General features: G+C 31.4%; 13 protein-coding genes. 9 read left to right on the top strand and 4 right to left on the bottom strand.

The window, feature by feature from the left end; translation table 11 throughout:
- Positions 1-14: 14 nt before the first annotated feature.
- Positions 15-731, bottom strand: coding sequence for a transglycosylase SLT domain-containing protein (locus tag TMEL_RS04140; protein WP_012057013.1), 717 nt, complete (start codon positions 729-731; stop codon positions 15-17).
- A gap of 133 nt (positions 732-864) precedes the next feature.
- Between TMEL_RS04140 and TMEL_RS04135 the strand changes: the two genes are divergently transcribed.
- The 3 genes from TMEL_RS04135 to TMEL_RS09920 are packed head-to-tail and all read left to right on the top strand — an operon-like array spanning position 865 to position 3,509.
- Positions 865-1,776: an inorganic phosphate transporter gene (locus TMEL_RS04135; protein WP_077277079.1), complete on the top strand. Its 912-nt coding sequence runs from the start codon at positions 865-867 to the stop codon at positions 1,774-1,776.
- Positions 1,777-1,795: 19 nt separating this feature from the next.
- Complete coding sequence (locus TMEL_RS04130; RefSeq protein ID WP_012057011.1) at positions 1,796-2,434, top strand: TIGR00153 family protein; 639 nt, start codon at positions 1,796-1,798, stop codon at positions 2,432-2,434.
- Positions 2,435-2,438: 4 nt separating this feature from the next.
- Positions 2,439-3,509 carry a SpoIIE family protein phosphatase gene (locus TMEL_RS09920; RefSeq protein ID WP_012057010.1) on the top strand — a complete coding sequence of 357 codons (1,071 nt, stop codon included), beginning with the start codon at positions 2,439-2,441 and terminating at the stop codon, positions 3,507-3,509.
- 207 nt (positions 3,510-3,716) lie between these two features.
- Here the strand turns inward: TMEL_RS09920 and tsf are convergent, their stop codons facing one another.
- Genes tsf through TMEL_RS04110 form a run of 3 tightly spaced genes read right to left on the bottom strand, consistent with a single transcriptional unit; the run spans position 3,717 to position 6,600 of the window.
- Positions 3,717-4,307, bottom strand: coding sequence for a translation elongation factor Ts (gene tsf / locus TMEL_RS04120; protein ID WP_012057009.1), 591 nt, complete (start codon positions 4,305-4,307; stop codon positions 3,717-3,719).
- On the bottom strand, positions 4,304-5,026 hold the full coding sequence (locus TMEL_RS04115) for a PHP domain-containing protein (protein ID WP_012057008.1): 723 nt from the start codon (positions 5,024-5,026) through the stop codon (positions 4,304-4,306). The genes tsf and TMEL_RS04115 overlap by 4 nt, the downstream gene beginning before the upstream one ends.
- Positions 5,023-6,600 (bottom strand): CTP synthase, encoded by a 1,578-nt coding sequence (locus TMEL_RS04110; protein ID WP_012057007.1) that lies wholly within the window; start codon positions 6,598-6,600, stop codon positions 5,023-5,025. Before TMEL_RS04110 ends, TMEL_RS04115 begins: the two co-directional genes overlap by 4 nt.
- A 132-nt stretch (positions 6,601-6,732) precedes the next feature.
- Here TMEL_RS04110 and TMEL_RS04105 point away from each other — a divergent pair, with 132 nt between their 5' ends.
- The 6 genes from TMEL_RS04105 to TMEL_RS04080 all read left to right on the top strand — a co-directional run bounded on the left by TMEL_RS04105 (position 6,733) and on the right by TMEL_RS04080 (position 13,032).
- The gene (locus tag TMEL_RS04105; protein ID WP_012057006.1) at positions 6,733-7,938 is read left to right on the top strand and encodes a competence/damage-inducible protein A; all 1,206 of its coding nucleotides are present in this window, start codon (positions 6,733-6,735) and stop codon (positions 7,936-7,938) included.
- Complete coding sequence (locus TMEL_RS04100; protein WP_012057005.1) at positions 7,935-8,918, top strand: LacI family DNA-binding transcriptional regulator; 984 nt, start codon at positions 7,935-7,937, stop codon at positions 8,916-8,918. Before TMEL_RS04105 ends, TMEL_RS04100 begins: the two co-directional genes overlap by 4 nt.
- Before the next feature lie 12 nt (positions 8,919-8,930).
- Entirely contained in the window at positions 8,931-9,572 is a 642-nt protein-coding gene (locus TMEL_RS04095; RefSeq protein ID WP_012057004.1) for a hypothetical protein, read from the top strand.
- Positions 9,573-9,576: 4 nt separating this feature from the next.
- Complete coding sequence (locus TMEL_RS04090; protein WP_012057003.1) at positions 9,577-10,017, top strand: SRPBCC family protein; 441 nt, start codon at positions 9,577-9,579, stop codon at positions 10,015-10,017.
- A 373-nt stretch (positions 10,018-10,390) separates the two neighbouring features.
- A complete protein-coding gene (locus tag TMEL_RS04085; protein ID WP_012057002.1) occupies positions 10,391-12,283 on the top strand; it encodes an ATP-dependent helicase in 1,893 nt (630 codons plus the stop codon).
- Positions 12,280-13,032: a DUF72 domain-containing protein gene (locus TMEL_RS04080; RefSeq protein WP_012057001.1), complete on the top strand. Its 753-nt coding sequence runs from the start codon at positions 12,280-12,282 to the stop codon at positions 13,030-13,032. The genes TMEL_RS04085 and TMEL_RS04080 overlap by 4 nt, the downstream gene beginning before the upstream one ends.
- Position 13,033: the final 1 nt, after the last annotated feature.

Below are 13,033 nucleotides of genomic sequence, written 5' to 3'. Positions count from 1 at the left end.
AAGAAAAGCTTCTTTTACAGAAAACAATGGTTTTGCTTGTTTTTTAAAAATAATGCGTTAAAGTACTTCTGTGCAAAAGATAAAGAATCAAATATAGAAATATCAGCCAAATTTTCAATCAAAATCACAAAAACAAAATAAGGTGAATAACGATAACCTTTTGGAATTAACAAAATCTCCACTTCATCACTTTTAACCTTATTGTTTGTCAAATACCTCAATCTATTGTCTTCATATATCACTCTATTAATTACATATTTTATGTTATTGTTTCGAAAAACATCTATAAGTGTTTTATAGTAAGAAAAAGATTCATAAGTTATTATCCTTTTTCCAATAAAATCCTTAACTGATTTTACATTAACATCAAATTTTGAGATAAATATCTCGTTATTACTGACAAATGGAACCATTATCATTAATTTCTCCCTTTCGGGAGTAACTGTTAAAATATCTGATATTACATCCACCTTTTCAAATATTTTTTGTGAAAAATATTCTTCAAAATTTTCAACCACATAAACTTTCATATCAACTCCTAAATAATTTGCAAACCCACGTGAAAGTTCATAACAAAATTCTGGTTTTTCACTATTTTCCGGAAAATATATGTTTTCACTTGGAATATTCCTTGTTGCAATTACAAGTTGCTTTGAATCCAATATTTCCACGAATGTTCTTGCAAACAATATACTGGAAAGCAGAACAAAAATACATACAAATTTTTTCATTGTTTCAGCTCCTAATGAAACATTTTTTCATTTACAATCATTATACCACTTTTTCTTTCTTTACTTTATTTTTAAAAAAACAAAAAATATGATATGATTTTTAGACATGTAAAAGGAGGTGATACAAATATTTATATACCTTCTGCCGGCAATATTTTTTGGATGGTCTCTTGGTGCGAATGATGCAGCCAATATATTTGGAACAGCAGTCTCAAACAGAATCATAAAGTACAGAACGGCAACTATAATTTCAGCTATTTTCATCATTTTAGGTGCAATTATTAGCGGCGAAAAAGGAATTCTAACAATAAGCAGTATTTCTGCAAGTGATTTAAAACTTGCATCAATCTCAGTTTTAGCTTCTGCTATAACTATGACAACTATGACATATATAGGTGTCCCAGTTTCATCTTCACAAGCAATAGTAGGATCAATAATTGCGACATCTTTCATCGAAGGCACTATAAAATGGAGAATCTTTTTAAAACTTTTCTTAGCTTGGTTTCTAACTCCAATAGGTGGTATTTTCTTTAGCTATATTACATACAAAATTTTTGCAAAACCATTTAACAAAATAAAATCCATTAGCATAAGAGAAAAAGTAATTTTCTATGCAACCTTGATAATAGGTGCATATGGTTCATATTCTCTTGGCGCAAATAACGTTGCAAATATAACAGGGGTTTTTGCAAATTCAATTGGTGTTAAAAATGCCGCACTATTAGGGGGCATAAGTATTGCTTTTGGTGTTTTGACTTACAGCTACAAAGTAATGTACACAGTGGGAGTACAGATCATAGAACTTGATTACTATTCCTCTGCAATTGCAGTGTTTGGAGAATCCATTACAGTTTGGATATATGCATTACTTGGTATTCCTATTTCTACTTCTCAAGCAATAGTAGGTGCCGTTATTGGTGCTGGATATGCAAGAGGTTCAAGACTTTCAAATAAGAAAATAATATTAAAAATAGTTAGCGCCTGGGTAAACACCCCAGTTATTGCAGGATCGATAACTTTTTTGATATACTATTTAGTGAAATAGATATAAGGGAGGAAATAATATGAGTTTGTTTTTTGGTAAAAAAGAACAAATCGTAATAGAACTTTTTGAAAAACACCTTGATGCCGTTGAAGAAACTATAAAAAAACTCGCAAAAGTAGTAGAAGAAGAAAATTTAGAAAAAAGAAAACAGCTTTCAGAAGGAGTAAGAAAGCAAGAAACAGAAGCTGATAAAATTAGGAGAAAAGCAGAGCTTGAAATGTATTCTGGGGCTTTTTTACCAAACTTTAGAGGAGATCTTCTAGGAACTATAGAAGCTCTAGATAGAATAGCAAATAAGGCCGAATCCGTAGCCGACGAAATAGACTTACAAAATCTTATAATCCCAAAGGAAATTAAAGAAAATATTATTATATTAGTTGAAAAATCGCTTGAAACATATCAAGCGTTAAAAAAGGCGGCAAAAGAGATGTTTAAAGATTTCGAAAAGGCAAGCGAAATGATAGTAGAAACGGAAAAGTTTGAACATGAAACAGATGAAATAGAAAGAGAAACTATAAGGAAATTATTTTCCCTTAATATTTCACTTGCAGAAAAAATACAACTAAAAAAATTAGTACATAGAATAGCCGATATTTCAGATACATCGGAAGATGTTTCCGACAGAATTCAAATAATACTCTATAAAAGAAAGGTTTAAAACTATGAATCTAAAAGAAAACTTAAACAAATATAACATGATAGACTTTCTTGAAAATATAAATATTCCATCTTATATTGTCGACACTAAGAGAATTATTAGATTCTGGAATAAAGCAGCAGAAAAGCTAATTGGCTATTCACAAGAAGAAGTTGTTGGTTATTCCTGTTCAAATAACGTATTAAAACATATTGATAGAAATGGAATAATTGTATGTAATACCGACCTCTGTCCCCTTGTAAGGTCAATAAGAAGTGGAAAGTTCTTTAGAGTGCCATTTGCTGTATATTCTCTAACAAAAAGAGGAGAAAGAATCCCTGTTAATGTTTATGCCTTTCCTTTAAAAAATAAATTTGGAGAAATCATTGGAGCAGTTGAAATGTTTGAGGATGCAACTAATATAGATGCTGAGCTTAAAAAAGCTTTTGATATTCAAAATTTTCTACTCCCCAAAGAAAATGAGTTTGTAAAATTTATTTACTATCCATCAAATGTCATTGGTGGAGATTTCATCTATTACAATCATCCATGGATTATGTTAATTGATGTAAGTGGCCACGGATTAGGTGCAGCCTTACTTTCAACTTCAATTAAAATAATGATAGATGCCATACTTGAAAACAATGTAAATATAGAAATAGATGATTTTCCATTAATTCTAGAGGAAAAATCGAAAAATATATGTAATGAAAATTACTTTACCACGATTATTGGCAAAATAGAAGATAATAAAATCAAGATAATAAGTTGTGGACACCCTGATCCAATAGTATTTAATGGAAACAAGGCAAATATAGTTAAAGTTTCACGTACATTTCCCATAGGTATGGGATTAATAGACTCAAAAATAACTCCGACAATTCTTGATCTAAGTAAAAACACGGTATTATTTTATTCGGATGGTATAACTGAAATGAAAATCTCACAAGAGAAAATGCTCACAGCAAAAGGACTTGCAAAACTTTTCGAAAAAACTCAAAATTTAAGAGAAATTTATAAAAGTGCCATGGAACTTAATAAAGATGATTACCAAAAAGATGATATAAGTCTTGTAATAATTAAAAACCTCTCTTAATTTACTCTGTCCAAATAAACATTCCCAAAAGCGAAAAAATATGTATGTTTTTCCTTGACTTTATAGCTCATACTTAGTAATCAATGGAAGAATACATATTATACTTGTATTAGGTTAAGATAAAAAACATAGCTTCGGTATTGTACCGAAGCCATGTTTTTTATTTATATCACCTCTGCTGATAAAACTACATAACAATTTTTTTAATTACTCACCAACTGTAAATTTGACAAATCTTGAAACTTTTATATTTTCCCCAATCTTTGCAATAGCTTCTTTAATCATATCTTCAACCATTTTTTCTTCGTCAAATGCAAACTTTTGTTCGTACAAACAATTTTCTTCAAAAAACTTGTTAAGTTTTCCTTCAATTATCTTTTCGATAACGTGTTCTGGTTTTCCAGAATCCTTAAGCTGTTCTCTATAAATTTCCTTTTCTTTTTCTATAACCTCTTGTGGGACATCCTCTCTTTTTACCCATCTTGGGGACATTGCAGCAACATGCATTGCTATCTTGTTGCCAAGTTCTTGAAATTCCTCTGTTCTTGCAACAAAGTCAGTTTCACAATTTAATTCTACCAATACACCTATTTTCTTGTTAAAGTGGACATATGAAGCAATAATTCCCTCGCCGGTTTCCCTTGATGCTTTCTTTGCGGCCTTTGCTATACCTCTTTTTCTCAAAACTTCAATGGCTTTTTCAATATCTCCGTTCGCTTCTTCCAATGCTTTTTTACATTCCATCATTCCTGCACCTGTTCTATCTCTTAACTCCTTGACAAGCTTTGCACTAATCATACTATCTCCTCCTTTATATTTTTTAAAAGATATTTTCCCTCATTATACACCATCAAATAATGTATCCCCACTTCTTTTAGAATGTCTATCACCTTACCAATTCCCCTTCCAATATCCTCTATCTTATGTGCATCAGAACCTATTGTAACATATTTCCCTCCAATACGCTTAAAAATCTTTAAAATATCAATTGAAGGATTTGGTTCTCCATACCTAAAAATCCCAGCTGCATTTACCTCTATAGTCTTTCCCTTTTCTAAAATCAATTTAAAGATATCCTCAATTATTAGGTAAAGTTCTTTTGAAAAAGGTTCGTTATTTTTTGAAAACCTCCTTGGAAAGTCAAGGTGACCAAGCACGTGAAAATCATCTATTTTGTCTACAAAATCATACAGATCTATTAAATATTTTTCATATGCTTTCTGTGTACTTTCTTCCTTATATACAAGATGGTTTGAAAGAATAACAAAATCAAATTTTTTTAACTCTATATCTATTTTGCTTTTTCCATCCCAGCCAAATTCGACTCCAACAGGTAATTCTCTCTTTTTCATTTCTTCTATATAAACATCAACATTAAACTTAAATTTCTCATCTTCTGCAACTACTTCGTAATGATCCGTGATTATAATATTTAAATTCTTTGCAAAAAACAATATTTCATCAATTTTTGATTGTGAATCTGCAGAAAAATTACTGTGAACATGATAATCTATCATCTAACATTTCCTCCTGCAGCTTTTACCAACCATTTAAATATTGGATGTGGATTTCCAACTTTTGATCTATACTCTGGGTGATATTGCACTCCCAAGAAAAATGGATGATCATCCAATTCTACTGCTTCAACAAAATCAGATACTGCAGAAATTGTTAGTTTATATCCTTCCTCACCTGGTTTTTTAAAGATATCGGAAAACGCCTCTGCATCCACCTCATATCTATGTCTATGTCTTTCATAGACTACTTCCTGGTCTTCATATATTTTGCTTAAAAGTGTATTTTTCAAAATATTGGTTTTTTGAGCTCCAAGTCTCATTGTACCTCCAAGTTTTAAAATCTCCTTTTGAGATTCCATCATGTTAACCACAGGATAAGGTGTATCTGCATCAAACTCCGTTGAATTTGCCCCTTTATATCCTCCAACATTCCTTGCAAATTCAATGGCCATAAGTTGCATTCCAAGACATATTCCAAGTATTGGTTTTCTATTTTCTCGTGCATACTTTATTGCCTTTATCTTTCCTTCAATTCCCCTTCTTCCAAATCCACCGGGGATTATTAATGCATCAAAATCATCTAAATAATCTTTTACCTGCTCCTCTGTCATGTCTTCTAATTCTTGTGCATCGATTACCACTGGTTTTTGTGCTCCTGAAAGGTAAACAGACTCAATTATGCTCTTGTACGCATCATCGGTTCCTAAGTATTTCCCAACAATTCCTATCTTCAAAAGTTCAAATGACTTTGGATAACTCCACGAAAATTTATCATAAATATTTAACCCCAATTTCTCAGATATTAATCTATGAATGCCTAAAGAATGTAATACGTCGGGAACCTCATAAACGTTAGAAACATCGGGTAAATTGATTACTCGATTTTTCGGAACACCGCTAAAAAGTGCTACTTTAAATAAACTATTTGCGTCTATAGGCATTTCCGTTCTAACTACTATAGTATCTGGATGGATACCTATTCTCCTTAAAAGCTGTACAGATTGCTGTGTAGGTTTTGTCTTAAACTCATTTGTGGTCCTTAAATAAGGAACATAAGTTACATGGACAAAATGAAAGTTTTCTCTCCCAACCTCAAATGCAAGTTCTCTTACGGCTTCTAAAAATACTTCACCTTCTATATCTCCTACTGTACCTCCTATCTCGATTACCAAAAGATCTCCATCCATTGACTTTATCCTATCTTTTATCTCAGATGTAACATGTGGAACTATTTGAACAGTAGAGCCTAAATACTTTCCATCTCTTTCTCTTTGAATTACTGAAAAATATATCTGTCCCGCCGTTATATTATTTTTTCTCGAAACATTTATTCCCAAAAATCTTTCGTAATGTCCCAAGTCGAGATCAGCTTCATACCCGTCTTCTGTAACAAAAACCTCTCCGTGTTGGTTTGGATTCATTGTACCTGCATCAACATTAAGATATGGGTCAATTTTTAATATACTTACATTTATTCCACTATCTTTTAAAAGTCTTGCAAGGGATGCTGAAAAAATCCCTTTCCCTATTCCACTTAAAACCCCACCTGTGACAACAATAAACTTTTGAGGCATGTTATCCCTCCTTTTAGTAAAATTTTACTATTTTTTGTTATATTTCGTGTTTCTTTAAAGTTACAGCTTTAAATTTTTTGTGGTATCATATATTTGGAAACGTTCCAAAAAAATCAAAAGAGGTGAATTTTTGTGAAAAAATCTATAATTTTGGCAATTGGGAACGAATTAGTTGAAGGAATTATCATAGATACAAACTCAAAATACATATCAAAAAAGCTTTTAGAAATTGGCTACAAAACCGTTGCAATTAATACCTTGCCTGATGATTTAGAAATATTGGTGGAAGAAATTAGAGATTCATTAAAAAAAGCTGATCTGTTAATTACAACAGGGGGACTTGGCCCCACAGAAGATGACTTAACTAGAGAGGCAATTTCCAAAACTGTTGGAAAAGAACTAATTTTTAATGAAAAACTATACAATTCCATTTTGAAAAAAGTTAAAGAATTCCATAGTGAAATACCAAAAAACATAGAAAAACAAGCATGGGTAATAAACGGTGCAAGGATAATAGAAAATCCAGTTGGAACTGCTCCAGGACAAATTTTACAAATCGGTGAAAAACAAATAATAATCTTGCCAGGTCCACCTGTTGAAATGAAACCCATTTTCGAAGAATCATTAAAGTTTTTAGAAAAATTTGAAAAAATTTATCAAAAAAGAATAAAAACTTTAGGAATCCCAGAAGCTATTTTAGTGGAAAAATACAAAGACATAATTTACAAATACAAGGACGTAAATGTGGCAACTCTAGCAAGTCATATTTCAGGGGTAGAGCTAAGGTTTACCGGTAAAAAAGAAAAAGTAGATGAAATAGTAAAGTTACTAAAAGAAAAACTTTCAGACCACATTTACGCTCTTGACAATGAAACTATTGAAGAAGTCGTTTTTAAAAAGTTAGAAGGAAAATCTGTATCTTTTGCTGAATCTTGTACAGGTGGACTTATTTCAGCAAAATTTGTTAGTATACCCGGTATTTCAAAAGTCTTTAAAGGCGCAATTGTTGCATATTCAAACAAAGTAAAAGAAAAAGTATTAAATGTAAACAAAAACACTATCCAAAAATATGGAGCAGTTAGTAAAGAATGCGTTATGGAAATGGCAAAGGAAGTAAGTTATTTTCTAGATACAGATTATGCTGTTGCCGTATCAGGTATCGCTGGCCCTACAGGTGGAACGAAAGAGAAACCCGTTGGAACAGTTTGGATATGTGCATATAAAAGAGAAAATGATTACTATCTGGTAGAAAAATTTTTCTTTAGAGGTAATAGAGAAATAATAAGGGAAAAATCTGCACTAAACGCATTTAATTTATTGAGGAGGATTTTATCATGAAAAAAAAGACTGTTACCATAAAAGACGTTGCTAGAAAAGCAGGAGTAGGGGTTGGAACTGTTTCAAGGGTTATAAACAACAGTCCACATGTAAATCCAAAAACAAAAGAACACGTATTAAAGATTATAGAAGAATTGGGGTATATGCCAAATCCACATGCAAGGAGATTATCAAGTGGTCATACAAAGATCATCACCACCATCTTCCCACAAATGGTTGGAGAATTTCATCAACTCCTTCTTTCTGGAATAGACGAAGTATTTGAAAAAGAAGGATATACATCTTTTGTATATCCTCTTTACAGCGAAAACAGGTACAGATTTGTAAGGGAAAGCTCAGATTTTGTATTGGGAACAGATGGGTTAATAGTAGATGCACTAAATGTGGATAAGTTGCTTAAACAATACATACCAAAAAATATGCCAGTGGTTTCAGTAGAATTTGATTCAGAAAAATACGACTCTGTAATTGTGGATAATTTTTACGGTGGTATGATTGCAGGAGACTACCTTTCAAATTTTGATGGTGAGCTTTTTGTAATAACCCATAGCAGAAAATCAAAACTTGAAAGTACAGTCTTCGAAGAAAGGGTAAATGGATTTATAGAATCAATTGAAAGAAAAGGTAGAAAAGTAAAAAAAATATTTGAAATAGAACTCGATTGGTTAGATGCATTTAAAACTGCAAAAACAATATTTACCATAGCAAAAAAAGCACTAATATTTACAACAACAGATTACTTTGCATTCCCGGTCATTGAATTTGCACGGGTAAAGGGGTTTGAACCGAAAGAAGACTTCTACCTATGTGGATTTGATAATCTAACACTTTCAAATATATTAAACATAACCACAATTAAACAACCAATAAAAGAAATGGGAAGAACCGCAGGTGAAATATTACTAAAAAAAATTAAAGGGTACGTTCGTAAAAAACACACCGCTGTTTTTAAACCTGAATTAATTGAAAGAGATACATAAGGAGGTATGAAAATGAAAAAAGGAGACATAATATGGATATCAACATTTCTTTTTATTGTATTTTTACTTATATTTAAACCCACACATGATATCTACATATCATTAAATAAAACACATCCATATCTAATGGGGTTTTTAAAGGTTTCTGTACTTGCAACCATGGGTGAAATTTTATCCATTAGACTTCAAAAGAGAAGATATATCATTCCAAAAGGAATAGTATATAGATTTATTGTTTGGGGATTTCTCGGAATGTGTTTTGTACTCGTATTTGAATTATTTGCAAGTGGCACATATGTGGTAATGGAAAAAGATCTTCTTCCAGGGAACGGTAAGTTTGTCCACGCATTTTTTACCAGTATACTTATGAACCTTATTTTTGCACCTACTTTTATGGCTTTTCATAGGATAACAGATACATTTATAGACCTGGGAGATGGGAAAATTTCAAAAATACTTTCTATTAAGCTATCCGATGTTGTAAATACCATTGATTGGAACAAATACGTAGGATTTGTCGTGTTAAAAACCATTCCATTTTTTTGGATACCTGCTCATACATTTACTTTTCTTCTGCCATCTCAATATAGAGTACTTACAGCTGCTATGCTTTCAATAGCCCTTGGAATTCTTTTATCAATTAGAAAGGGGTAAAATAATGTTAAAACTAACACCTATGAAATTTATAGAGTACATAGATGCACCTTTGAAAAAAGTATGGAATACGTTTGTAAATAAAAATGGATGGGATCCATGGTTTACAGATGGTATGAAAATGGAACTAAAGGATGGTGGAGAAATATTTTTTAGATGGGAAAGGTTAACAAAGGAAGTAGTAACTGACAAAGGATATACCGTGGAAATAATACCATATAAACTATGGGAATTTTGGTGGTATGAATACGAAGATGGATTTCGATCAAAGGTTACAATGAAATTTCAGGAAAATATAGAAGGTGGAACTTGGATAAGCATTATAGATCATACGTTGATAAAAACACTAGATGAAATAGACATAAGGTATGGTTGTGCATTTGGTTGGGGACAAATGCTCACACTTGCAAAGGCGTATTTGGAAAAAAATGTAATATTACTTTAATTGGAAAGTTTATTGGAAAGTTACCATACTATATATTGTACTTTGGAAATATATTAGTACTATATATTGATTTCTAACCACGTGGTAAGAATTTTGCTTTCCAAAACACTATGTTTCTTACCATGAAAAAAACAATAAATTTAAAAATATCCCATTTTAAAAGGCTTTTTGGAAAACTTTCCACAAAAAATAGCTACTTTAAATATCTTTTACACATATAACCAACTCCTGGTTAGTTATCAGTTAAAAAAATGGAAAGCAAAAAAATTAAATATTCAAAGGACTTTACCAAATATCTAAACTCACAACTTTCCACTTTTAAACCTCATATTATTATTACTATTAGAAATATTAAAAAAGAAAGGATGAAACTATGATAGAAGACTTAAAGCTCAAACTTGATGAAGAACAATATAAAGCGGTTGTAGAATCAAGCGGGAAAACACTTGTAATTGCAGGTCCAGGAAGCGGAAAAACAAGGGTAATAACTTACAAGATAGCACATCTAATAGATTCTGGAATAAAACCAAACGAAATAATGCTCGTAACATTCACAAAAGCCGCAGCAAGGGAAATGCTTCAACGCGCAAAAGTAGTCTCAAAATCAAATCTAAACGGAATAACAGCAGGTACCTTTCACCATGTATGTAACTTATTCTTAAGGCGATATGGTAGACTAATAGGATTAAAATCAAATTTTACCATACTGGACAGCGAAGATGCAAAAGATCTTATGGAAAGCACAAGAAGCCAACTCATACCAAAATCAGAAAGAAAAACTATCCCAACGGCAAAACAACTACTTTCCATCGCTTCATACATGAACAATACACTTACATCCCTTAGAGAAGCAATTGTAAAATACAACCCAAGATATTTAGAACAAGAACATACAATAGAACAAATATTGGTCAGGTACCAACAAGAAAAACAAAATCAAAATGCCGTTGATTACGATGATCTACTGATACACACATTACAAATATTGTCAACTAACAAAGCAATAAGACTAAAAGAATCGGAAAAATACAAATGGATACTGGTAGATGAATTTCAAGACACAAACATTGTACAATTCAAAATCGTAGAACTTTTATCCACAGTACACAAAAACCTAATGGTAGTAGGAGATGATGCACAAAGTATTTATTCCTTTAGGGGAGCTCGTTTTGAAAATGTAATAGATTTTCAAAAAGAAGCTACTACGTTTAAAATACAAACAAACTATAGAAGCTCACAAGAAATAGTTAATTTTATAAATGAAATGCTCCCCAAAAAGTCAATAAAAAAGAAACTTAAAGCAACAAGAACAACGGGAATAAAGCCATTTCTTGTTCAAGTCTTTGATCACTACGATGAAGCAGACTTTGTAGCAAATGAAATACTAAACTTCCAACACAACGGTATATCCTTAAATGAAATAGCTGTCCTGTATCGAGCACATGCCCATTCCCTCGAACTACAATTAGCACTTTCAAAACACAACATCCCATTCAAACTCTATTCTGGATTACGTTTTACCGAAACAGCGCACGTAAAGGATTGTCTTGCATTTCTAAAGACAACGGTAAATTTTGAAGAAAAAATCTCTTGGATAAGAATATTAAAACTCGCAACTGGAATTGGAAATATAAAGGCAGAAAATTATGCCGAAAAACTATCAAAACATGGATATGACGCATTCAATGAGATAAAGGAAAAAAGCAAAGATTTCCACATATTAAGAGACACAATAAAAGAAGCAATTGATATACAAAACCCAGGCGAAAGGATAAAACTCTTTTACATAAACTTTTACAACAAAAAGATGGAAGAAAAATTTGAAGATTATAGAGAAAGAAAAGAGGATATCGAAAGATTAATAGAGATGGCAACATTTTACAAAATACCAGAATTATTCTTAAATGATATACTGGTAAGTGAAAGCTACGAAATAGAAAGCGAAAACTCTGAAAAGGAAAAAGTAACACTTACAACTGTTCATCAGGCAAAAGGGTTAGAATGGAAAGTGGTATTCATACTAAGTGTTAATCCTGGCGATTTTCCACATATTATGAGCTTTAGAGAAAACAACCTAGATGAAGAAGAAAGGCTTTTTTATGTAGCTATTACAAGGGCTAAAGATTATTTGTACATAATACACAGTGTGGGAGGTTCATCAAGAATATTTTACGGAAATGATTATATATTAAGACGAGGAAAAAGTTTTATTGATGATATTCCTTTCCATCTAGTAGAACATCTTGAGTATGGTGTTGAAAAATGACCTACATTGGAACAAGTGGTTTTCAATTTGACGATTGGATAGGAAAGGTTTATCCAAACAATATAAAGAAAAGTAATATGTTAAGGTTCTATGTTTGGAAATACCGGTTCAACACAGTTGAACTTAACTACACATTCTACCGAATGCCATCGTATAAGAGTATAGTATCGCTTCTTAGAAATACCCCCAACAATTTTCTTTTTTCCGTCAAATTGTTTGGTGGCATAACCCATGAAAGGGAAATAGATTACGTAGAAAATTTTCTAAAAGCAACAAAGGAAATTGAAAAAGAAAAAAGACTTGTTGGGTATCTTGCTCAATTTCCATTTTCATTTAAAAGAAATAAAGATAACGAAATGTTTTTGTATAAACTTTCTAAAAAGATAAACAATCTATTTGTTGAATTTAGACATGTTTCATGGAAAGACTTCAAAACAGATGATTTTGAAATAATAACAATAGATCAACCAAAACTAAAAGATTTTTATCCTTTTCAAATGAATGCAAATAAAAGGTTATACGTCCGACTTCATGGAAGAAACACAAAATGGTTTGAATCAAATGCTAAGACAAGGTATAATTACAAGTATAAAAGGGAAGAACTTTTAACTATATACAATGAGATAAAAGAATTTAAAGGAGAAAAATATATATATTTTAACAATTGCTACAACGGATACGCACTACTTAATGCACTTGAATTTAGAAAGATAATTGGTGGTGAAGAACTTGAGCTCTTTAGAACATAAA

Origin of the sequence: Thermosipho melanesiensis BI429 (assembly GCF_000016905.1) — a bacterium.
GTDB classification, from domain to species: Bacteria; Thermotogota; Thermotogae; order Thermotogales; family Fervidobacteriaceae; genus Thermosipho; species Thermosipho melanesiensis.
The sequence above is the reverse complement of the archived record's forward strand: the minus strand, read 5'-3'. Positions and strand labels throughout refer to the sequence as shown.